21 protein-coding genes are annotated in these 20,670 nt (G+C 64.0%); 8 read left to right on the top strand and 13 right to left on the bottom strand.

Annotated elements, in window-relative coordinates; all coding sequences use genetic code 11:
• Positions 1-99 precede the first annotated feature (99 nt).
• From flhA to XH81_RS30465, 7 genes are all read right to left on the bottom strand, one after another.
• Entirely contained in the window at positions 100-2,241 is a 2,142-nt protein-coding gene (gene flhA, locus XH81_RS30495) for a flagellar biosynthesis protein FlhA (protein WP_028142199.1), read from the bottom strand.
• Between the two features lie 280 nt (positions 2,242-2,521).
• The gene (locus XH81_RS30490; protein ID WP_028142200.1) at positions 2,522-2,824 is read right to left on the bottom strand and encodes a copper-binding protein; all 303 of its coding nucleotides are present in this window, start codon (positions 2,822-2,824) and stop codon (positions 2,522-2,524) included.
• A 17-nt stretch (positions 2,825-2,841) separates the two neighbouring features.
• On the bottom strand, positions 2,842-3,297 hold the full coding sequence (locus XH81_RS30485; RefSeq protein WP_049801759.1) for a cupredoxin domain-containing protein: 456 nt from the start codon (positions 3,295-3,297) through the stop codon (positions 2,842-2,844).
• Between the two features lie 32 nt (positions 3,298-3,329).
• Positions 3,330-4,661 carry a copper oxidase gene (locus XH81_RS30480; RefSeq protein ID WP_028142202.1) on the bottom strand — a complete coding sequence of 444 codons (1,332 nt, stop codon included), beginning with the start codon at positions 4,659-4,661 and terminating at the stop codon, positions 3,330-3,332.
• Positions 4,662-4,674: 13 nt separating this feature from the next.
• Positions 4,675-6,114, bottom strand: a complete 1,440-nt coding sequence (locus XH81_RS30475) for a TolC family protein (protein WP_028142203.1) — start codon at positions 6,112-6,114, stop codon at positions 4,675-4,677.
• 9 nt (positions 6,115-6,123) lie between these two features.
• A complete protein-coding gene (locus XH81_RS30470) occupies positions 6,124-6,408 on the bottom strand; it encodes a hypothetical protein (protein ID WP_028142204.1) in 285 nt (94 codons plus the stop codon).
• Positions 6,409-6,482: 74 nt separating this feature from the next.
• Positions 6,483-6,905, bottom strand: a complete 423-nt coding sequence (locus XH81_RS30465; protein WP_244439151.1) for a hypothetical protein — start codon at positions 6,903-6,905, stop codon at positions 6,483-6,485.
• A gap of 173 nt (positions 6,906-7,078) precedes the next feature.
• Between XH81_RS30465 and XH81_RS30460 the strand changes: the two genes are divergently transcribed.
• Positions 7,079-8,344: an MFS transporter gene (locus tag XH81_RS30460; protein WP_271596510.1), complete on the top strand. Its 1,266-nt coding sequence runs from the start codon at positions 7,079-7,081 to the stop codon at positions 8,342-8,344.
• Here XH81_RS30460 and XH81_RS30455 read toward each other — a convergent pair.
• Together XH81_RS30455 and XH81_RS30450 are read right to left on the bottom strand one after the other, a co-directional pair.
• Positions 8,341-8,748, bottom strand: a complete 408-nt coding sequence (locus tag XH81_RS30455; RefSeq protein ID WP_028142207.1) for a DUF4864 domain-containing protein — start codon at positions 8,746-8,748, stop codon at positions 8,341-8,343. The genes XH81_RS30460 and XH81_RS30455 overlap by 4 nt on opposite strands.
• Before the next feature lie 66 nt (positions 8,749-8,814).
• Positions 8,815-9,453 (bottom strand): TetR/AcrR family transcriptional regulator, encoded by a 639-nt coding sequence (locus tag XH81_RS30450; protein WP_028142208.1) that lies wholly within the window; start codon positions 9,451-9,453, stop codon positions 8,815-8,817.
• 252 nt (positions 9,454-9,705) lie between these two features.
• Between XH81_RS30450 and XH81_RS30445 the strand changes: the two genes are divergently transcribed.
• The 3 genes from XH81_RS30445 to XH81_RS30435 are packed head-to-tail and all read left to right on the top strand — an operon-like array spanning position 9,706 to position 13,509.
• The gene (locus XH81_RS30445; RefSeq protein WP_028142209.1) at positions 9,706-10,203 is read left to right on the top strand and encodes a (2Fe-2S)-binding protein; all 498 of its coding nucleotides are present in this window, start codon (positions 9,706-9,708) and stop codon (positions 10,201-10,203) included.
• Entirely contained in the window at positions 10,200-11,255 is a 1,056-nt protein-coding gene (locus tag XH81_RS30440; RefSeq protein WP_028142210.1) for an FAD binding domain-containing protein, read from the top strand. Before XH81_RS30445 ends, XH81_RS30440 begins: the two co-directional genes overlap by 4 nt.
• Complete coding sequence (locus XH81_RS30435) at positions 11,248-13,509, top strand: xanthine dehydrogenase family protein molybdopterin-binding subunit (protein ID WP_028142211.1); 2,262 nt, start codon at positions 11,248-11,250, stop codon at positions 13,507-13,509. The genes XH81_RS30440 and XH81_RS30435 overlap by 8 nt, the downstream gene beginning before the upstream one ends.
• A 41-nt stretch (positions 13,510-13,550) precedes the next feature.
• On the opposite strand, the gene XH81_RS30430 is transcribed toward XH81_RS30435, so the two are convergent.
• Both XH81_RS30430 and XH81_RS30425 read right to left on the bottom strand, forming a co-directional pair.
• Positions 13,551-13,703 carry a hypothetical protein gene (locus tag XH81_RS30430; RefSeq protein ID WP_162832250.1) on the bottom strand — a complete coding sequence of 51 codons (153 nt, stop codon included), beginning with the start codon at positions 13,701-13,703 and terminating at the stop codon, positions 13,551-13,553.
• Between the two features lie 190 nt (positions 13,704-13,893).
• Positions 13,894-14,442 carry a cupin domain-containing protein gene (locus XH81_RS30425; protein ID WP_018646206.1) on the bottom strand — a complete coding sequence of 183 codons (549 nt, stop codon included), beginning with the start codon at positions 14,440-14,442 and terminating at the stop codon, positions 13,894-13,896.
• A gap of 149 nt (positions 14,443-14,591) precedes the next feature.
• Between XH81_RS30425 and XH81_RS30420 the strand changes: the two genes are divergently transcribed.
• Both XH81_RS30420 and XH81_RS30415 read left to right on the top strand, forming a co-directional pair.
• Positions 14,592-15,920, top strand: a complete 1,329-nt coding sequence (locus tag XH81_RS30420) for an aspartate aminotransferase family protein (RefSeq protein ID WP_049801758.1) — start codon at positions 14,592-14,594, stop codon at positions 15,918-15,920.
• A gap of 70 nt (positions 15,921-15,990) precedes the next feature.
• Positions 15,991-17,256, top strand: coding sequence for a D-amino acid dehydrogenase (locus XH81_RS30415; protein ID WP_028142213.1), 1,266 nt, complete (start codon positions 15,991-15,993; stop codon positions 17,254-17,256).
• A 204-nt stretch (positions 17,257-17,460) separates the two neighbouring features.
• Here the strand turns inward: XH81_RS30415 and XH81_RS30410 are convergent, their stop codons facing one another.
• On the bottom strand, positions 17,461-18,162 hold the full coding sequence (locus XH81_RS30410) for a sterol desaturase family protein (RefSeq protein ID WP_271596509.1): 702 nt from the start codon (positions 18,160-18,162) through the stop codon (positions 17,461-17,463).
• 116 nt (positions 18,163-18,278) lie between these two features.
• Here XH81_RS30410 and XH81_RS30405 point away from each other — a divergent pair, with 116 nt between their 5' ends.
• Together XH81_RS30405 and XH81_RS30400 are read left to right on the top strand one after the other, a co-directional pair.
• On the top strand, positions 18,279-18,623 hold the full coding sequence (locus tag XH81_RS30405; protein WP_131233111.1) for a hypothetical protein: 345 nt from the start codon (positions 18,279-18,281) through the stop codon (positions 18,621-18,623).
• Positions 18,624-18,687: 64 nt separating this feature from the next.
• Positions 18,688-19,851 carry a radical SAM protein gene (locus XH81_RS30400; RefSeq protein WP_049824206.1) on the top strand — a complete coding sequence of 388 codons (1,164 nt, stop codon included), beginning with the start codon at positions 18,688-18,690 and terminating at the stop codon, positions 19,849-19,851.
• A gap of 89 nt (positions 19,852-19,940) precedes the next feature.
• On the opposite strand, the gene XH81_RS30395 is transcribed toward XH81_RS30400, so the two are convergent.
• Positions 19,941-20,579, bottom strand: coding sequence for a helix-turn-helix domain-containing protein (locus XH81_RS30395; RefSeq protein WP_038974372.1), 639 nt, complete (start codon positions 20,577-20,579; stop codon positions 19,941-19,943).
• Positions 20,580-20,670: the final 91 nt, after the last annotated feature.

Raw genomic sequence — 20,670 nt, 5'->3', positions numbered from 1 at the left:
GTGCCTGTCAGGCGCCTTGTCGAGGTTTGGTCCACAAGGCGCCAGGAACTCAGAAACCATTTGCCTGTGGCCGAAAAACACACGGCTTCTTAAGGCAAATCAGATGCTTCCGACAGTTTTCAATCTCGCCCTGGGGTGGATCTCGGCCTGCGACAGCACCGTCGTCTGGGCCCGGAACCGCTCAACCAGGGACCGGACGAAGGGACGAATTGCCGCAGAGGTGACCAGCACCGGCGCCTCGCCTTCGCGGGCGGCGCGCTCGAACGCCTCGCGCACGCCGGTCATGAACTCCGACAATTTCGAGGGCTGCATCGCAAGGCTGCGCTCTTCGCCCTGGCCGATGATGGATTCGGCAAAGGCCTGCTCCCACCGCGCCGACAGCGCGATCAGCGGCAGATAGCCGGCATAGGAGGTGTTCTGCGCGCAGATCTGCCGCGCCAGGCGGGCCCGGACATGCTCGACCATGGTGGCGGGATTGCGCGAGAAGGCGAGCGAGTCGGCGATGCCTTCGAGGATGGTGGAGAGATCGCGGATCGAGATGCGCTCGGCGAGCAGCAGCTGCAGCACGCGCTGGATGCCGGAGACCGTGACCTGTCCCGGCACGATGTCCTTGACCAGCTCGCCCTGCTCCTTCGGCAGCTCCTTGAGCAGCTTCTGCACCTCGCCGTAGGAGAGCAGGTCCGACATGTTGGCCTTAAGCAGCTCGGTGAGATGGGTCGAGAGCACGGTCGCGGCGTCGACGACGGTGTAGCCCTTGAGCGAGGCCTCCTCCTTGAGGCTGGCGTCGACCCAGGTCGCGGGCAGGCCGAAGGTCGGCTCGGTGGTGTGGATGCCGGGCACCTGCACCTGGCTGCCGCCGGGGTCCATCACCATGAACTGGTTCGGCCAGATCTTGCCGGTGCCGGCGTCGACCTCCTTGATCTTGATGATGTAGGTGTTGGCCTCGAGCTGGACGTTGTCGAGGATGCGCACCGCCGGCATCACAAAACCCATCTCGATCGCGAGCGAACGGCGCAGCGCCTTGATCTGCTCGGTGAGGCGGTCGGTGCCGTCGGGGCCGTTGACCAGCGGCAGCAGCGCATAGCCGAGCTCGATCTTGAGGTCGTCGATCTTGAGCGCCGCCGAGATCGGCTCTTCGGCCGCCGCCGTGCCCGCCGCACCCGGCGTTCCCGCAGCGGGTGCGGCCATGGCGGCTTCCTCGGCCTTGGCCGTCACCCGATTGCGGTTGCGGGCGTGCCAGGCGAGCGCACCGGCGCCGGTGCCGAGCGCCAGGAAGGGGAGGGTCGGGATGCCCGGCAGGGCCGCCAGCACCAGCATGACCGCCGAGGACATCGCGAGCGCCTGCGGATAGCCGGAGAACTGCTTCATCAGCGCCTTGTCGGCGGCGCCGGAGACGCCGGCCTTGGAGACGAGCAGGCCGGCCGCGGTCGAGACGATCAGCGCCGGCACCTGGGTGACGAGGCCGTCACCGACGGTCAGCAGCGTGTAGCTGCGCCCCGCATCGGCAAAGGACATGCCCTGCTGCGCCACGCCGATGATCATGCCGCCGACGACGTTGATGAAGACGATCAACAGGCCGGCGATGGCATCGCCGCGGACGAATTTGGAGGCACCGTCCATGGCGCCGAAGAAGCCGCTCTCGTCCTCCAGCTCCTTGCGGCGGTGCTTGGCGACCTTTTCGTCGATCAGGCCGGCGCCGAGGTCGGCGTCGATCGCCATCTGCTTGCCGGGCATGGCGTCGAGGTGGAAGCGGGCGGCGACCTCGGCGATACGGCCCGAACCCTTGGTGATGACGACGAAATTGACGATGATCAGGATGGCGAAGACGATGATGCCGATGACGAAATTGCCGCCCATCACGAAGCTGCCGAAGGCCTCGATGACGTGACCGGCGGCCGCCGTGCCCTCGTGCCCGTGCGACAGGATCAGCCGGGTCGAGGCCATGTTGAGCGACAGGCGCAGCATGGTCGAGATCAGCAGGATGGTCGGGAAGGCCGAGAATTCCAGCGGTGTCTGGATGAACAGCGAGGTCATCAGGATCAGGATCGAGAGCGTGATCGAGATCGCCAGGAACAGGTCCAGCACGATCGCGGGCAGCGGCAGGATCAGCACCACCAGGATGGTGAGGATGCCGAGCGCCAGCGCGATGTCGCCGCGCTTGAGGACGTTGACGATCTCGTTGAGGGAGGGAATCGAGGGCCTTGCGCTGCCTACGCCCTGTCCCGCGGTGACGTCGACCATGGTAGCTGCCTCCCCGCGCGACTGCCGTCCGCGCGCCCCAAATGTCTGCGCGGCGGCCGAAGGGCCGCCGTTCCGAAAGTGAGGCACCGCACTGGCGTCCACGGGAGCTCCCGTTTTACGCGGCTGACGACACTCGACTTCACCCGGCAATTCTTGCCGGGTGTATGGTTAGCAAAGGGTTAACGCGGGGGTGGGAAGAGGGGCGGACCGGGGTGTTTTGGGAGCCAAGGTCGTCATTCCGGGTTCGCGCCGCGCGCGCCCCGGAGTGACCGGGCAACCCCTACTTCGCCTTGTCGATCTTGGTCACCGTATACCCCGACGCCGCCTCCTCGGCCTCGAAGGTCACCTTGTCGCCGACCTTCACCTGCTTGAGCAAAGCGGGGTCCTTGACGCGGTAGACCATGGTCATGGGGTCCTCCATGCCGAGGCTCTTCGCCGGCCCATGCTTGAGCGTGATCTTGCCGGCGCCCTCGTCGATCTTTTTGACCTCGCCGTTGATCGCGGCGGCCCCCGCCGCGAGGGCGGCAGTGGTAAGGCCGACAGCCAGCGTCAGCGCTGCGGCAATGCGGATGATGCGGTTCATGGGAGGCTCCTTTGTCGCTACTTCACGGTGACGTGGCCGACCATGCCGTAGTCGCGATGGTCGGGAATGAGGCAGGAAAATTCGAACGTGCCGGCCTTGCTGAACTTCCAGAGGATCTCGGCCGTCTTGTTCGGCGCGAGCCTGACGCCGTTGGGATCCTCGTGCTCCATGTGCGGATGCTTTTTCATCTCCACCGCATGGGCGAGATTCTCCTTGGGCGTGGCGAGCAGGAATTCATGGTCCTCCTTGCCGACATTGCGCAGCACGAAACGGACCTGTTCGCCGCGCTTGACGTCGATTTTGGCCGGCGCGTAGTCCATCTCGTTGAGCAGGATCTCGATGGTGCGCGCGGGCTTGTTGGGATCGCCGGGTTCGCCGGCCGAAAAACTCGCGTGCCCGTGCTTGTCGTGCGCAAGGACCGGCGCGGTCGACAGCGCCGCCAGCGCGAGGCCGAGCTTGATCGTCTTCTTCATCGTCATCTCCAGTTGGTGGTTCATCGAAACGCTCACATCTTCATCTTGTGCGTCGGCTTGCCCGGCTGCCGCACTGGTGCCGCATCGGGCGCCTCGACCTCGTAGGCGACGGTGCCTTGCGGGAATTTGTACGGGCCGGGATCGCGATAATCGTCGCGTGCGAGGTCCTCGCGGATCTTCATCACCGTGAACATGCCGCCCATCTCGATCGGCCCGAACTGGCCGGTGCCCGTCATCATCGGCAGCGTGTTGTCGGGCGCGGGCATCTCCATGTTGCCCATCGCCATGCCGGTCGAGCCCATCGCCATGCTGTCAGGCGCGAGCTTGCCGACCGCCTTGGCGAGGTCCTTGCGCGACACGCCGATCAAATTGCGCACCGCGTGCCCCATCGCATTCATGGTGTGATGCGACTTGTGGCAGTGGAATGCCCAGTCGCCGGGATTGTCGGCGAGCACGTCGAACACGCGCACCGCGCCGACCGGCACGTCGGTCGTCGTCTCCGGATATTGCGCGCTCTCCGGAATCCAGCCGCCATCGGTGCAGGTCACCGCGAAGCTGTGGCCGTGCAGATGGATCGGATGGTTGGTCATGCTGAGATTGCCGATCCGCACGCGCACCTTGTCGCCGAGCCTGACCGGCAGCGGATCGATGCCGGGAAACACCCGCGCATTCCAGGTCCACATGTTGAAGTCGGTCATCTCGTTGACCTGCGGCAGATAGGTGCCGGGATCGACGCGATAGGTGCTCATCACAAAGACGAAGTCGCGGTCGACCGGCCGGAAGTTCGGATCGCGCGGATGCACGACGACCATGCCCATCATGCCCATCGCCATCTGCACCATCTCGTCGGAATGCGGGTGGTACATGAAGGTCCCGCTCTTCCTCATCTCGAACTCGTAGACGAAGGTCTTGCCCGGCTGGATGTGCGGCTGGGTCAGCCCGCCGACGCCGTCCATGCCGCTCGGAATGATCATGCCGTGCCAGTGCACGGTGGTGTATTCGGGCAGGCGGTTGGTGACGAAGATGCGGACCTTGTCGCCCTCGACCGCCTCGATCGTCGGGCCCGGCGACTGGCCGTTGTAGCCCCACAGATTCACCTTCATGCCCTCGGCGAATTCGCGCACCACGGGCTCGGCGACGAGATGGAATTCCTTCCAATCGCCGTTCATGCGAAACGGCAGCGACCAGCCGTTCAGCGTGACGACGGGGCGATAGTCGGGCCCGCTGACGGGATGCAGTGGCGGCTGCATCACCACCTTGTCCATGTGCGCAGCTTCCGGGATAGATGCCGCCTGCACGCGGCCCTGGACCGCGGATGCGCCGACGAGCGCGGCGGTGCCCAAAAACCCTCTGCGGGAAAACATGCCGGCCTCCATCTCAGTGGCCGCCGTCGGCAGGCGCTGCCGCGGCGATGGTGGTTGAAGTGTCGCCGCCCGCAGCAGGCGCGCCGCCGCCGTTGACGGCGGTTTGCAGATCGGACTGGGCGAGGAAGAATCGTTGCCGGGCGTCAATCGCGCCGCGCAGCGAGGCCAGACGCTGTCGTGCCTCGGTGAGCAGCGCAAAGATATCGACCTGCATGCTGGAGAAGCGGAGCTGCATCTCCTCGGTGATGATCTTACGCAACGGGATGATCTCGCGCTGGTAGTGGCTGGCGACGTCGTAAGCCGAGCGATAGATACGATAAGCATCGCGTGCCTCCGAGCGCACGTTGACGGCGCGCTCGGTCAGGCGGTTGAAGGCGAGATTGTAAGTCTCGGCCGCCTGCCGCACGCGGACTTCGCCGCCGTCGAAGATCGGGATCTGGAACTGCACGTCGAATCCGCGTTCGCGGAAGGGCGCGCCTTCGGGATCCCGAGTGCGGCGGGAGATGCCGGCGAGATCGAGCAGCGTCACGAAGCGCGTCGCCTCGGTGAGGTTCAGCGACTTCGCCAGCGCCGTCAGCTCCAGCCGGGCGATCTGCAGATCGATGCGATGGGCCACCGCATCGGCCTCGATCAAGGGCAGTGCCTGCGGCCGGCGCGGCAGCGGTGGCAATTGGTTGGGCAGACGGAAGTCGAGGCCGCCGTCCCACAATCCCATCAGCCGCGCGAGCTTTTCGCGCGCACTCGCCGCAGCCTGGCGCGCGCTGGCGAGGTCGGCGGTGGTCTCGGCGTAAAACACCTGCTCGCGGGCCTGGTCGAGCTTGTTGAGCGAGCCGGTCTCGCCGAGCTTGACCGCGAGCTGCGCTGTCGATTCCGCCGTCGCCTTCGCATCCGTCAGCAGCGCCACCATCTCGTTGCCGGCGACAGCACGCACGTAGGTGCCGCGGACGTCGGCGGCGAGCCGCAACGTCGCCAGCGCCGCGCGCAACTGCGCCTGGCGGAACCGGTCGCGGGCAATGTCGGAGCGGAACGGCAGGGTGGCGAGCGCAAGGATGTCGCCGACCACCTGGCGCTCGATCTCGCTGGCGCCGTTGCCTGATATCCGCGAGATCGAGAACACGGGATTGGACGGCAGGCTCTGCTCGACCAGATCGGTCTCGGCCAGCGCCAGCTCGTTATAGACGGCTTGCAATCCCTTGTTGTTGAGCAGTGCGATCTGAACGGCGGTCTCCACGTTCAGCGTCCGCGAGAGCAGTTGGCGGACACGTTCATCGACTGCGCCCGCTCCCTCGGGCGTGCGAACGAAGGCGACATCCTTGTTGATGGTCTGGCTCGTCAGCTCGGAGACCGCGCTCATGCCGCTGTCGGGCGAGAACGCGGCGCAGCCGGCAAGACCGGGTGCGCAAAGGCTGAGCGTGGCGAGAACGAGCAGGCCTCGCGCGAATTGATGTGTCATGGCGCGCTCCTACCGGTCTTGCTTCGGCTGCGGCGTCACGGCCTCGTTGCGGTCGCGCCATGGCGCCGGCGCTGCAGGCCGCAGGCTGGTGTAGGGCGCAATGGTCGACCCATAGCCGACAGGCGCGACCTTCGCCGAGGGATCAGCGGGATCGGCGCCGGCGACTTGCGTCGTTGCCGGCATGCAGCCGGACAGCGCCAGCGCAAGTGCGGCCAGCAACGGCCAATGGAATCGAAAGTGTCGTCCTCGCGCCGTAGATGCGGCGGCGGACGTCGCCACGGAAAGCGTCAGCATGATTCATCCCTGATCTGAAAGACCACAGGTCCGCGCGCGCAAACGCGCGTTCGGCCCGAAATCGTCGTGTCAGATCAGGCGATGGGAGGGCGGTAGTGCAGGGGCGGCGCCGTGCTGTGCAGGCTGGCCACGATCTCGGGGGCACAGGCGGAGACGGGCTGAAGCGGCTTGGCGAAGCCAGGCAGATCGGCCGGCAGCGCGCTGATGCACATCATCGCGCAGCACGGTCCGGCCGTGCCCTTGCCGCCATGATGATGCGAAGAAGCGGGCGCGTCCTGCGCGGCGGCCTGGTGATGCGCGTGTGCCGCCGCGTGATCGTGCGAGCTGCCGTCGTGCATGTGACCGCCCGGCATCTGCTGATGCACCGGTGCGAGATCGGCCAGCAGGGTCTCATCGAGACACGGCGCCGGGCCGCTGCCCCAGGCGAGGCTTGCCGCCGGCGCGAGCACGCAAAACAGATAGGCGAGGGCAATGAAGCGTCCCACCTTGATCCGCATCGATCGTGTCAATCGCAGCAACATTCCGCCGACATGCTTTCGCGCGGCGATTTGCTCACGCGGATTGCAAACTAATGGCAAATCGCGCGTTCGCCAAGCTGCTTCTTACCGCAGTGCACCGCGCATGCCCAATATCGCGCCACGATGCTTGACCCTGTGACGATCCGCGGGCCATGTTCCGCCCCGTGCACGCGCCAAATCACTCCGGACAAACGCCTGGAACATTCAGCCCTGATTCCCGTCAGGCCTGGATACGGCTTGTGCTTGCGCTGGTGATCGGCTCGATCGGTGGCGTCGGCATGTGGGCGATCGTGGTGATGCTTCCCGCGGTGCAGACGGAATTCTCCGCCACCCGCGGCGCGGTGTCGCTGGCCTTCACCCTCATGATGTTCGGCTTCGGGCTCGGCGGCGTGATCGCCGGCAAGATCACCGACCGATTCGGCATCGTGCCGGCAATGGCGATCAGCATCGCCTTCCTCGGCGTTGCCAATGTGCTCGCGGGGCTGTCCGGGCAACTCTGGCAGTTCGTGGCAGCCTATTTTCTGATTGGGCTCGGAACGTCGGCGACCTTCGCGCCACTGATGGCGGAGGCTTCGCACTGGTTCGAGCGCTATCGCGGCCTCGCCGTGACCATCGTCGCGAGCGGCAATTATTTCGCCGGAACGATGTGGCCCCCGATCGTGAACTGGGGCATGCAGGAGGTTGGCTGGCGCTACACTCATATCGGCATCGGGCTCGTCTGCGTCAGCCTGATGACGATCCTCGTGCTGGTCCTGCGCGCACAGATTGGTCACGACAAGGTCCACGACCACGCCAATGCGCCGCCGCCGCGCGTCGATCTCAAGCTGTCGACCAACACGCTGACGGTGCTGCTCTCGATCGCCAGCATTTCCTGCTGTGTCGCCATGGCGATGCCGCAGGTGCATATCGTCGCCTATTGCGGCGATCTCGGCTACGGCGTGGCGCGCGGCGCCGAGATGCTGTCGCTGATGATGGCCTGCGGCATCGTCTGCCGGATCGGCTCGGGCTTCCTCGCCGACAAGATCGGCGGCATCCGCACGCTGCTGGTGGGATCGCTGGCGCAGGGATTCGCGCTGGTGTTCTATCTGTTCTTCGACAGCCTCGCCTCGCTCTATCTCATCTCCGCGATGTTCGGCCTGTTCCAGGGCGGCATCGTGCCGAGCTACGCCATCATCGTGCGCGAGGCGATGCCGGCGAGCGAAGCCGCAACGCGCGTCGGCATCGTGATCTTCGCCTCGGTGTTCGGCATGTCCTTCGGCGGCTGGGTGTCGGGCATCATCTTCGATGCGACCGGTTCCTACGCCGCGGCGTTCGCGAACGGTGTGGCGTGGAACGCGCTCAATATCGGCATCGTCCTGACGCTGCTGATCCGCTCGCGGATGAAGTCGGCCAGGACCGGACCGGGCTTTGCAACCTAAGCCGCCTGTCCCGCCTTCAGCAGCGAGCAGCCGGTGATCTTGTAGCTGCCGTCCGCCTGCTGCTCGAGCGTGTACAGGGCCTCCCACGCCTCGCCATTGGCGTCGATGATATGAACGCGCTGTGCGATCCAGCCGCCTTCGCTCTTGCTGTCTCCGAACTCGAAACTCTTGTGCCGGTAGACCGGCGCGTAGCCGTTCTGCACCAGGGACATGAAGATGTCGGGTGCAGGGAAGATCTCCTTGATCGCCGGCGCGGCGTGGGAATAGGCCGCGGCCGCATCGTCGCGCGCAAAAGCCTGCTCCTGGGCGCGGATGACGCCCTGTGCCGTCGCGACATCGTCGGCGCGTGCTGAGATAGGGTTGAAGGCAATAATGAGAGCGACCAGCAAGGCGGCAATGCGCATGACAGGCTCCGCGTTGAAATCCCGGCAATGCTGATCCTAGCATGACCTCAGGGAAATACGGGCGCGCTATCGCTTCCGTTTCACCGCCGGCTTCGCTGGCTTGGCCACGCGCGCCCTGGTCTTGGCAGCGGATTGCACCCGCAGCCCGTCGACGAACACGTCGAGCAGGCGCAGCACCGAGGATTGCCATCCCGGCTTATCGTGCATGTAGCACATCCCGAAAAACGCCCGCAGCAGGTCCTCCGGAACGATGTCGGCGCGCATCTGGCCGGCTGCGACCGCGCGCTCGAGCAGCGAGCCGATCGCCTTGGTCAGCCGGTCCATCGAGAAAACGGCAAGTTCCGACGAGCTCTGATACGCCAGCGCCAGCGCGGCCAACATGCCTTTTTTCGTGGCGACGAATTCGACGGCGGACTGCAGCCAGCGCCGCAGCGCCTCGACCGGATCCTTGGCGCTTCGCAGATGCTCGGCAAGCTCGCTGAGCTGCTCGACCTCGCGTCGGTACACGGCCTCGAACAGATCCTCGCGCGTCGGAAAATGCCGATAGAGCGTGCCGATGCCGACGCCGGCGCGCTTGGCCACGGCCTCCAGGCTCGCTTCCGGGCCGCCCGCGTTGAAAACGGCCTTGGCGGCTTCGAGCACGCGCTCGCGATTGCGCACGGCATCGGCGCGGGGCTTCCGGGTCTGGTCGCTGTGGTCGTCCATATCGGGCAATGTAGATCACGAATTGGTTAGATTGAACCCTTGTTGAACCCTTGCCGGGCTGCATCGCGTTGGTGGCGCATGGGCTTTTGACCAATTCCAATATTTTTCCACCGGCCCTTGTTAAGCGGAGGGAGCCTCCGTATCTTCGCCTGGATGTTGGCCGGCTTCTGCCCGCGTCAACGTAGATCGACGGCGGCCACGGCGGTGGCGCGCTGCGCGATCACTCATGTCCAAATCTGATCGGAGCCTTGTATGAACCACTCCATCAGCCTCACCGTGAACGGTGCGCGGCGCGACTTCGTCCTCGACGATCCGCGCGTCACGCTGCTCGATCTCTTGCGTGAGCGCCTCCATCTCACCGGAACCAAGAAGGGATGCGACCGCGGCCAGTGCGGCGCCTGCACAATTCTGGTCGACGGCAAGCGTATCAACTCGTGCCTCGCGCTCGCGGTCAGTCATGACGGAGCCGATATCCTCACCATCGAGGGCGTTGCGCGCGGCGACCAGCTGCATCCGGTGCAGGCCGCCTTCATCGCCCATGACGGCTTTCAGTGCGGCTTCTGCACGCCCGGCCAGATCATGAGCGCGATCGGCATGATGCAGGAAGCGCAGGCCGGCAACGATCCCGAACGCATCCGCGAATGCATGAGCGGCAATCTGTGCCGCTGCGGCGCCTATGCCGGCATCGTCGATGCCGTGCTCGACGCGCAAGGACGCGCTGACGAAACCAAACAGAGGCGCCCGGCATGAAACCGTTCGATTATGTCAGGCCCGCCACCGTCACTGAAGCCGTTGCCGCCGCCGCCCAGCCCGGCGCCGTCTATCTCGCCGCTGGCACCAATCTGCTCGATCTGATGAAAGGTGGCGTCAGCCGTCCGGATCGTCTCGTCGACGTCACGCACCTCGAAGGGCTCGACGGCATCGAGCGCCTCGCCGATGGCGGCCTGCGCATCGGCGCCCTGGTGAGCAACGCCGATCTCGCGCATGATGCGGACTTCGCAAGGGCCTATCCCGCCGTCGCGGAAGCCCTTCTCTCCGGTGCATCCGCGCAATTGCGCAACGCCGCGACCGTCGGCGGCAATCTCTTGCAACGGACGCGTTGTGCGTATTTCTACGACACTGCCAGCCGCTGCAACAAGCGCGAGGCCGGCAGCGGCTGCGACGCCCGCGGCGGCGAGAACCGCACCCACGCGGTGCTCGGCTGGAGCGAGAATTGCATCGCCACGCATCCCTCCGACTTCTGCGTGCCGCTGGTCGCGCTCGATGCCGTCGTGGAGATCGAGGGACGGGATGGCCGGCGCGAGATCGCGCTCGACGAGCTGCATCGCCTGCCCGGCGATACGCCCGGGCGCGAGTCCGCGCTCGAGCCCGGCGATCTCATCGTTGCGGTGCGCCTGCCGCCGGCGGCCCGCGAATTTGCCGCGCATGCGCGCTACCTCAAGGTTCGCAAGCGCACCTCCTACGCCTTCGCGGTGGTCTCGGCCGCGGCTGCGTTGCGGATCGAGAACGGCAGGATCGCCGAAGCGCGGCTCGCACTTGGCGGTGTCGCCGCAAAGCCCTGGCGCGCCCGCGCTGCGGAGGACGTTCTCAAGAGCGTCGCGCCCACGGCCGACGCCTTCCAGGAAGCCGCCTGGCGTGCGCTCACCGACGCAAAGCCGTCCGGCGACAACGCCTTCAAGATCGAGCTCGCGCGCCGCATCGTCGTGCGCGCGCTGACCCTCGCCGCCGCCGGGACGCCCGCGCGCCTGCCCGCCCTGCCGGCCTCTCCCTTTGCCTCGACGTCCGGAGCCATCCATGCCTGAGCTCAACCTCACCAGCGCACCCGCCCATCTCAGGCACGGCTCGAACATCGGCCAGCCGCTGACCCGCCGTGACGGCGTCCTCAAGGTCACGGGGCAGGCGACCTATGCCGCCGACAATCATCCGCCCGGCATGCTGTTTGCGGTGATCGCGACCTCCAGCATCGCGCGCGGACGTGTGGCGTCGCTCGATGTCGCTGCCGCCAAACGTCATCCCGGCGTCGTCGACGTCATGACGCCGGACCACAAGCCACCGCTCGCCATCGACCCCGAGATCAAGACCAATCCCTTCGTGTTTCGGATGGAGGCTTTGCAGAGCAACGAGGTCCGCTACGCCAATCAGCCGATCGCCGTCGTGATCGCCGAGACGCTTGAAGCCGCGACGGAAGGTGCCGCGCTGCTGGCGCCGCGCTACGAGGCGCAGCCTCCGCTCATCGGCCTCGATGCCGGCGAGAGTTTTGTGCCGCCCGTCGTCGGCGTCGGCAACCCCACCGAAAATCACCGCGGCGATGTCGAGGCGGGCCTTGCCTCGGCCGAGACGCAAATCGACGCGACCTATGAGACGCCGCCGCAATATCACAACGCGATGGAGCCGCATGCGGTCGTGGCTCGCTGGGATGGCGACAAGCTGTCCGTGGACATGCCGACCCAGGGCCTGAAGCTGTCGCTCGCGCGCATCGCCGAGCTGTTCGGCATCGCGCACGACAAGATCCACATCCGCAGCCCGTTCCTCGGTGGCGGCTTCGGATCGAAGGGGCTCATGGGCGGTCCGCCGGTCCTCGGCATCATGGCCGCGAAGCTGGTCGGCAGGCCGGTCAAGCTGGTGCTGCGCCGTGAGCAGATGTATGGCCCGGTCGGCCATCGCGCGCCGACCCGTCAGCGCTTGCGCATCGGCGCCGACGGCGAGGGACGTCTGACCGCGCTCGATCACCATGCGAGGACCGTGTCGAGCACGTTCGACGATTTCTACGAGCCGGCGGCCGACGCCTCGCACACGCTCTATGCGGCACCTGCGATCCGCACCTCACATGACGCCGTGCGCGTCAACACCGGCACGCCGCTGTTCATGCGCGCACCGGGCGAGGCGACGGGATCAATCGCCCTGGAGAGCGCGATCGACGAGATGGCCTGGGCCTGCGGCATCGATCCGCTCGCCTTCCGCCTGAAGAACTATGCCGAGGTCGAGCCGATCACCGGCAAACCGTTCTCGTCAAAGGCGCTGCGGGCCTGCTACGATCAGGGCGCGGCGCGCTTCGGCTGGGAGAAGCGTCCGCTGCAGCCGCGGCAGATGCGCGATGATGCCGGCCTGCTGGTCGGCTGGGGCATGGGCACCGCGACCTTCCCGGCACTGATGTTCCAGGCCGAAGCGCGCGCGGCGATCCGCCGCGACGGCTCAGGCGTGATGGAGATCGGTGCGCACGACATGGGGCAGGGCGCCTGGACGGCCCTGGCCCAGATCGCCGCCGACGCCGTCGGCCTCGATATCGACCGCGTCGCGTTCAAGGCGGGGACATCGGACCTGCCCGATGCCGGCATCGCCGGCGGCTCCGCGCACACCGCGACCGCGGGAGCTGCGATCCACAGCGCCGGCGCGGCCGTGATCGCAAAGCTCGCCGATCTTGCCACCGGTGACGAGCGATCGCCGCTGTTCGGGGCCGGCAATGCCGGCGTGATCGCGCGCGACGGCCGGTTGATCCGACGCGACGACGAGAGCCGCGGCGAGAGCTACACGGAGATCCTCGCGCGCGCCGGCGTCGCCGAGGTCGAGGCGCGCGGCACCGGTGCGCCGAACCCTGCGGCGATGGAGGAATATGCGATGCATGCCCATGGCGCCGTGTTCGCGGAGGTGAAGGTCGATCCCGAGCTCGGCCAGGTCCGCGTCACCCGCATGGTCGGCGCCTTCGCGGCCGGGCGCATCGTCAACCCGCGGATGGTGCAAAGCCAGCTGTTCGGCGGCATGATCTGGGGGATGTCGTTTGCGTTGCACGAGGAGGCCGTCACCGACCGGCGCAGCGGCCGGATCATGAACGCTGATCTCGGCGAGTACCATGTCCCCGTGAATGCCGACGTGCCGCCGCTCGAAATGATCACGGTCGAGGAGCACGACCCGCATGTCAACGCGCTCGGCATCAAGGGCGTCGGCGAGATCGGCATCACCGGCAGTGCCGGCGCGGTCGCGAACGCCGTCTGGCACGCGACCGGTGTGCGCGTGCGCAAATTCCCGATCCGGATTGAGGAGTTGCTGACGCAGCGTTGAGGCGGCAGGCGGGGCGAGCCCTGCTCGCTCCGCAGCGGCGATCAGTTCACCATCCTGCGGAGAGCCTTGATCTGCTCTCTCTGCGCTTCGATGTGTTTTGCGATGGCCTTGCGCAGCTCGCGCGAGTGGAGCTTGTCGGTGTCGCGCAGGACTTCGTCGAGCGCAGCTTCCGCATTGACAAGAGTGATCTTCATGCGCGGGCCTCTGTTACGAAGCGGCCCCGGAATACCCTGGAGTCCGGGGCCATAACCTCAGCACCTCTAAGCCAGGCTGCTCGGCTACGGTTCGTAATATATAGCGGTCTGGCGCACAGAAATGAGATGGCTCAACCACCGTAAGATACCGGTGGCCGCCCGCAACCTTCCGGATGCGACTGTTCGCAATTCAGAACGTCGGCGGCGTGCAGGCCGAGATCACCTCGCACGGCTTGCCGCCGACGCAGCGGAACCGATGCGGGCGGCGGCTCTCGAAGTAATAGGCATCGCCGGGGTTGAGGATGCGCCGCTCGTCCTCGACGGTGACTTCGAGCTTGCCCGAGATCACGATGCCGCCTTCCTCGCCGTCATGGACGAGGTGGACGCGTCCGGTGTCGCTGCCGGGCTCGTAGCGTTCTTTCAGGATCTGCAGGCTGCGACCGAACAGATTGTCGCCGACCTGCCGGTACGAGATCGGCTTCTTGCCGACTTCGGTCAGCTCCTCGGCGCGGTAGAAGATCTTGCGCCTGGACTCCGGCTCCAGCGCGAAAAACTCGGCGAGCCCCATCGGGATGCCGTCGAGGATGCGCTTGAGCGCGCCGACCGAGGGGTTCATCTGGTTGGATTCGATCAGCGAAATCGTCGAATTGGTGACCCCGGCACGCTTGGCCAGCTCGCGCTGCGACAGCTTGTGGCGCGCCCGGATGAATCGCAGCCGTCCACCGATGTCGACGCTCATGGCCCAGGTCCTGTGTTGCAGGTGTTGCGGATCGCGCAAATATGGCCCGACAGCCCCAGCTAAATCAATGGCTTGCAGGTCACCAGAAAAGGACTTGTTGCGCATTCCAAGCCGTGGCTCTGCTAGAGGGTCAGCAAAGGAGCGCGGCCGTGACCCTTCATCAGATTCCGAACACTATCAAGACCGACTCGTTCTGGATGCCGTTCACGGCCAACCGGCAGTTCAAGAAGGCGCCGCGCCTGTTCTCCTCGGCCGAGGGCATGCACTACACCACCGTCGACGGCCGCAAGGTGATCGACGGCTCCGCCGGCCTGTGGTGCGTCAATGCCGGCCACGGCCGCAAGCAGATCGCCGCCGCAGTCGAGCGCCAGCTGATGACGCTGGACTTCGCGCCGTCGTTCCAGATGGGCCATCCGCTGGCGTTCGACTTCGCCGAGCGTCTCGCCGAGATCGCGCCGAAGGGCCTCGACCGCATCTTCTTCACCAATTCCGGCTCCGAATCGGTCGACACCGCGCTGAAGATCGCGCTCGCCTATCACCGCGCCAACGGCCAGGCGAGCCGCACCCGCCTGATCGGCCGTGAGCGCGGCTATCACGGTGTCGGCTTCGGCGGCACCTCGGTCGGCGGCATGGTCGCCAACCGCCGCGCCTTCGCGACGCTGCTGCCGGGCGTCGACCACATCCGCCATACCCACGATCTCACCCGCAACGCCTTCGCCAAGGACCAGCCGGAGCATGGCGCCGAGCTCGCCGACGATCTCGAGCGGCTGGTGGCTCTGCACGGCGCCGAGACGATCGCCGCCGTCATCGTCGAGCCGGTGCCGGGCTCGACCGCGGTGCTGCCGCCGCCGAAGGGCTACCTGCAGCGCCTGCGCGAGATCTGCGACAAGCACGGCATCCTCCTGATCTTCGACGAGGTCATCACCGGCTTCGGCCGTCTCGGCACGCCGTTCGCCGCCAACTTCTTCGGCGTCACGCCTGATATGATGACGACCGCCAAGGGCATCACCAACGGCACCATTCCCTGCGGCGCGGTGTTCGCGCATCGCAAGGTGCATGACGCCATGATGATCGGCCCGGAAAACGTCATGGAGCTGTTCCACGGCTACACCTATTCGGCGCATCCGACCGCCTGCGCTGCGGGCATCGCGACGCTCGACATCTACAAGGACGAGGGCCTGCTCACGCGCGGTGCGTCGATCGCCGAATACTGGCGCGACGCGCTGCATTCGCTGAAAGGCCTGCCCAACGTCATCGACATCCGCAATTGCGGGCTGATGGGCGCCGTCGAGCTGTCGCCGCGTGACGGTGCGGTCGGTGCGCGTGGCTACGACGTCATGGTCGACTGCTTCAATCGCGGGCTGTACTTCCGCATGAGCGGCGACTCCTTTGCGCTGTCGCCCCCGCTCATTGTCGAGAAGAGCCATATCGACGATATCGTGTCGATCCTTGGTGACGCCATCAAGCGGGTGGCCTGATAATTGCTCTCGCCGTTGCGAGTTGTTTCCTTGCAGCGGCGAGCGTGATGCCGCGGGAGTTTGACCAAGCGTGAAAGTTCTGATCCTCGGCAGCGGTGTCATCGGTGTCACCTCTGCCTACTACCTTGCGCGTGCCGGCCACGAGGTCACGGTCGTCGACCGTCAGCCTGAGCCGGCGCTGGAGACCTCTTTCGCCAACGCCGGCGAAGTGTCGCCCGGCTATTCCTCGCCCTGGGCGGGCCCCGGCGTGCCGGTAAAGGCGGTCAAGTGGCTGCTGATGAAGCACGGCCCGCTCGTGATCCGGCCGAAGCTCGATCCGGTGATGTGGGTCTGGCTGCTCAAGATGCTGCGCAATTGCACCAGCGCACGTTACGCGGTCAACAAGAGCCGGATGATCCCGATCGCGGAGTACAGCCGCGATTCCCTGCGCGATCTGCGCCGCGACATCGGCATCCAGTATGATGAGCGCTCGCAAGGCACGCTGCAGCTGTTCCGTTACCAGGCCCAGCTCGACGGCACCGCTGAGGACATCGCCGTGCTCAAGCAATACGGCGTGCCGTTCGAGGTACTGAGCCGCGAGGGCTGCATCGCGGTCGAGCCGGCGCTCGCAGGCGTGAAGGAAAAGTTCGTCGGCGGGCTTCGTCTGCCGCAGGACGAGACCGGCGACTGCCACATGTTCACGCAGGCGCTGGCCAAGCATGCCGAGGCGCTCGGCGTGCGTTTCATGTTCAACACCGGCATCGACCGCATCATCACCGACGGCGCGCGCGTCAGCGGTGTTGTGACCAGTGCCGGCACATTGCAGGCCGACGCTTACGTCCTCGCGCTCGGAAGCTGGTCGTCGCGGCTCGCCGCGCCGCTCGGCATTTCGCTGCCGGTCTATCCGGTGAAGGGCTATTCGATCACGGTGCCGATCAAGGAGGCCGCAGGCGCGCCGGAATCGACCGTGATGGACGAGAGCTACAAGGTCGCGATCACGCGGCTCGGCAATCGAATCCGCGTCGGCGGCACCGCCGAAATCTCGGGCTATTCGGACAAGCTCTACGATGCGCGCCGCGCTACGCTCGATCATTCGCTGACCGATCTGTTCCCGCGCGGCGGCGATCTCGCCAAGGCGACGTTCTGGAGCGGCCTGCGTCCGATGACGCCGGACGGCCCGCCGGTGATCGGCCCGACGCAATACGCCAATCTCCACCTCAACACCGGCCACGGCACGCTCGGCTGGACCATGTCCTGCGGCTCCGGGCGCGTGCTCGCAGACATGCTGTCGGGCAAGAAGCCGGACATCGATGTGAGTGCGCTGACGGTGGAGCGGTATCAGCACCGGTTCGGGTAATGTGCTTCCCGGCACGATAAGCTAGGCGGTTTACCGTTGCGCTTTGGAAAGATCGAAGCGTGAGCCGTGGGCTAAGAAGGTCACTATCGTCTCAAGCGACGATTCATTTTAGTCAGTGTTGCTATCCATCGCCTCATAGGCCAGCCCACAACCTCTGTCAGAGACTCAATCTTTTCATTCGACATCAAACCTGTGGGAGGGAATTCATCCCGAATCGGCGCTTGGTAGGTGCCAAACACCAAATCCCACACCGGAAAAAAAGGCCGCAAAATTGTGGTTAGCGTGTTGTGGCAACTTGGAATGATGTAAGCGATGCAACTGTGGGGAAGTAATAAGCCAGGCACAGCTTCCCAGCTGTATTGGGAGATTTAGATGTGTGAAAAAGCTAAAGCTCGCAATGATTCCGGAAATGACCCAGAAAGTGACAGGCGTTAGTCGGAAAGCAATAATGATGGGAAGGTGGATCAGAAAGGCTTGAAAAATAACTTCAGTCCAGTGTTGACGAAGAAAAGTCGTCACACCGAATTCTGTATCACTGTGATGTACGGCGTGCTGTTCCCAAAGGGATGGATACACATGCTGAGAGCGGTGCCACCAATAGTAAAAGAAATCGAAGATAAATAAGTAGAGTGCGGCCGCACCAATCTCAGAAACAAATTCCGTCTCCGAAAAGATGCGAAGGTCAATCCAGCCAACACCTACTAGCGAGCGTGCGATATTAGCTAAACCGGTGATGATGGGGGCTGCAATCAAGTAGCCTGAGAGCAGGACCAGTATCCCACTAGCAATATTGACGCACAGGTGATGCAACGAAATCTTGCGCTTGGCTGTGCATTCGATTGCAAGGCCGAAGGCAACGGCAAGCAGCCAGTAAACTAGCGGGGTGTCTTGGATGATCCCAAGCACTAGAGTTTCTCGATGGCTCGTTGGAGTCCAGTGGGTCCAGAAATGCGGGAAAAGCGATTTACACAATTAAAAGTTGATGTATTGTTGCACGGTTGTCTATCCAATGGAGATTGTCAATGGCTGAAATTTCCCGACGATCGGTTGTTCAGTTGAGTGTGGCCGGACTTGCCGCGGGGGGGCTAGCTACTTCTGCTTCGGCACGGCCAGGACGTGACGCCTGGTTTGAGGCAGTGAATGCTAGCTTCAATAGATTTGACCCAGAGGCACAGGCGAAGATTCTTGAAAATTCGGGCTGTCTTGATGCCGAAGAGTTCTCGCTTCGGTTGTCAAAGCGTTTTCCAACGCTGTCGGCCGGGAGTAATGCGCCCGAGAAACTCAATTTGCTTGCTCAGGGTTCTCCGAGTTGCCCCTACACCAAGAGCAATAGCCACGACAAGGATTGCTCGCACAGTCGCTCGTGAGTGACACAATGCCAAGTCCTCCCATGCGTCAACGGAGGACTTGGCGTCCTGGAGTGATCTTTCCATGAACCCGCATAAAATGGTGCCAACGCAGTTGGTGGTGAAGGTTGCGAGCCACTGCAACATAGCATGCAAGTATTGTTACATGTACTTCAGGGGAGACGAGTCGTACAAATCCACTTCCCGGCGGATATCTAGAGAGACTGTTGCGGTGCTCGGCCTGCGAATAAACGAATACATCGAGGAGTACGGTCTGGAGCACGTGATTGTTACTTTTCACGGCGGTGAGCCCCTCCTTGTTGGGAAGAGATATTTCAAAGAGATGTTGGATGAACTGCTGAGCATCTGCTCGGCAGATCGTCTCGGCTTTACAGTTCAAACGAATGGAACGTTGTTGGACAATGAATGGATCGAGCTGCTTGCGAGATACAAGGTCAATGTAGGGATTAGTCTGGATGGCCCGCGATTGATCAATGATAGGTGGCGGGTTGATCACAAAGGTAAAGGAACTTACGCCGAGGCTACCCGAGGATTAGTCCTTGCGCAGAGTGCCGCCGATTTGCGGTTTCGAGGAGTGATCACCGTTATCGATCCATCGATTTCGGGAAGGGAGTATTATGAATTTATGACGTCAGAACTCTGTGTTGAAAGGATGAATATTCTCCTGCCTGACGCCGATCACGATACCATGTCAACATACGTCAAGAGTTCACTCAACGAATTCTCTAGCTTTTTGATGGAGCTTTTTGACGAGTGGTGGAAGGACTATCCACGCACAAATATTCGCTTCTTTGAGGATATTATCAACAAAATAGTCGGAGCGGACGCCAGCTCTGACCTTGTCGGATCGGCTGAGTGTCGGTCGATCATTATCGACAGCGATGGCGATATTGAAGCCCACGACGTTTCGCGAATAAACAAGAGTGGGGCACATTTCGAGTTCAATGTACATCGTGACTCGATTTCGAGGGTCTTTGATGATCCTACTTTCAAGAAGTTGAACCAGACGGAACGGGTACCCCAAAAATGTTCCGAGTGTCCGGTCTACAATATCTGCAGGTCGGGCTTTGTACCCCACCGCTACTCGAGGGAAAATGGTTATAACAATCCAAGTATATACTGCGAAGTTCTGTTCAACTTGATCTATCATATTTACTTCAAGCTGCTAACTGACGGTTGCTCTCCCACGGTCCACGATGCTCCGCACTCACAGCCTCAGTGGGCCTAGGAGAGGGGGCTGCTACACCGCTATGAAGTCTGTCGCATGATCTATGCGATGCAGTTCCCTGTGGGCGCCTTGCTTGATCGTAAGCTCGGCTAGCCCGTCACGCAGTTCACCCACAGCACCACAGCCTTCGCATCCTCGGCCGGATTTGAAAACCGGTGCGGCCTTCGGCTGGCAAAGCGAAAGCTGTCGCCGGTCTTCAGCGACCATGTCTCGCTGTCCACTGTCAGCATCATCTCGCCCTCGAGCACGAGGCCGGCCTCTTCGCCGTCATGGGTGTAGAGCTCGTCGCCGGTGGAGCCGCCGGGCTCCAGATGCACCAGGAACAGATTGAGCTTGTTGTCAGCGCTGGCCGGGCTCAGCAATTGCTTCGACACGCCGGTGCGCCAGAGCTTCAACTCGGGCCGCTGCAGCCCACGCGTCACCACCTGATCGGAGGTGCCGTCGGCGCTCGGGCTTGCGCCGAACAGTGCGGCGATGCCGACGCCGAGCACATCCGCGAGCGTCGCCAGCACGCGCAGCGATGGTGACGACAGGCCGCGCTCGATCTGGCTGAGAAAGCCGATCGACAGTGAGGTGCGCGCCGCGACCGTTTCCAGCGAGAATTGCCTGACGCGCCTGAGATCCCGGATGCGGCGGCCGACCGCCACGTCCATCGCAGGCTCCGCCGGCTTGGTGACGGCTTTGGGCTTCACCCGCTTCGCCGGCTTGGTTGCCGCCGGTTTGCGCATTCGTTTGCCACCGCTCACGTCAAACCGCTTCCTTCATGTGCATGAAAACCACTTGCATCATCAGCGAAAGTGTGACCAAATTTTCATATTG

Origin of the sequence: Bradyrhizobium sp. CCBAU 25360, from assembly GCF_028128695.1 — a bacterium.
Lineage (GTDB): Bacteria > Pseudomonadota > Alphaproteobacteria > Rhizobiales > Xanthobacteraceae > Bradyrhizobium > Bradyrhizobium ottawaense.
This window is presented reverse-complemented; position numbering and strand designations above follow the sequence as displayed.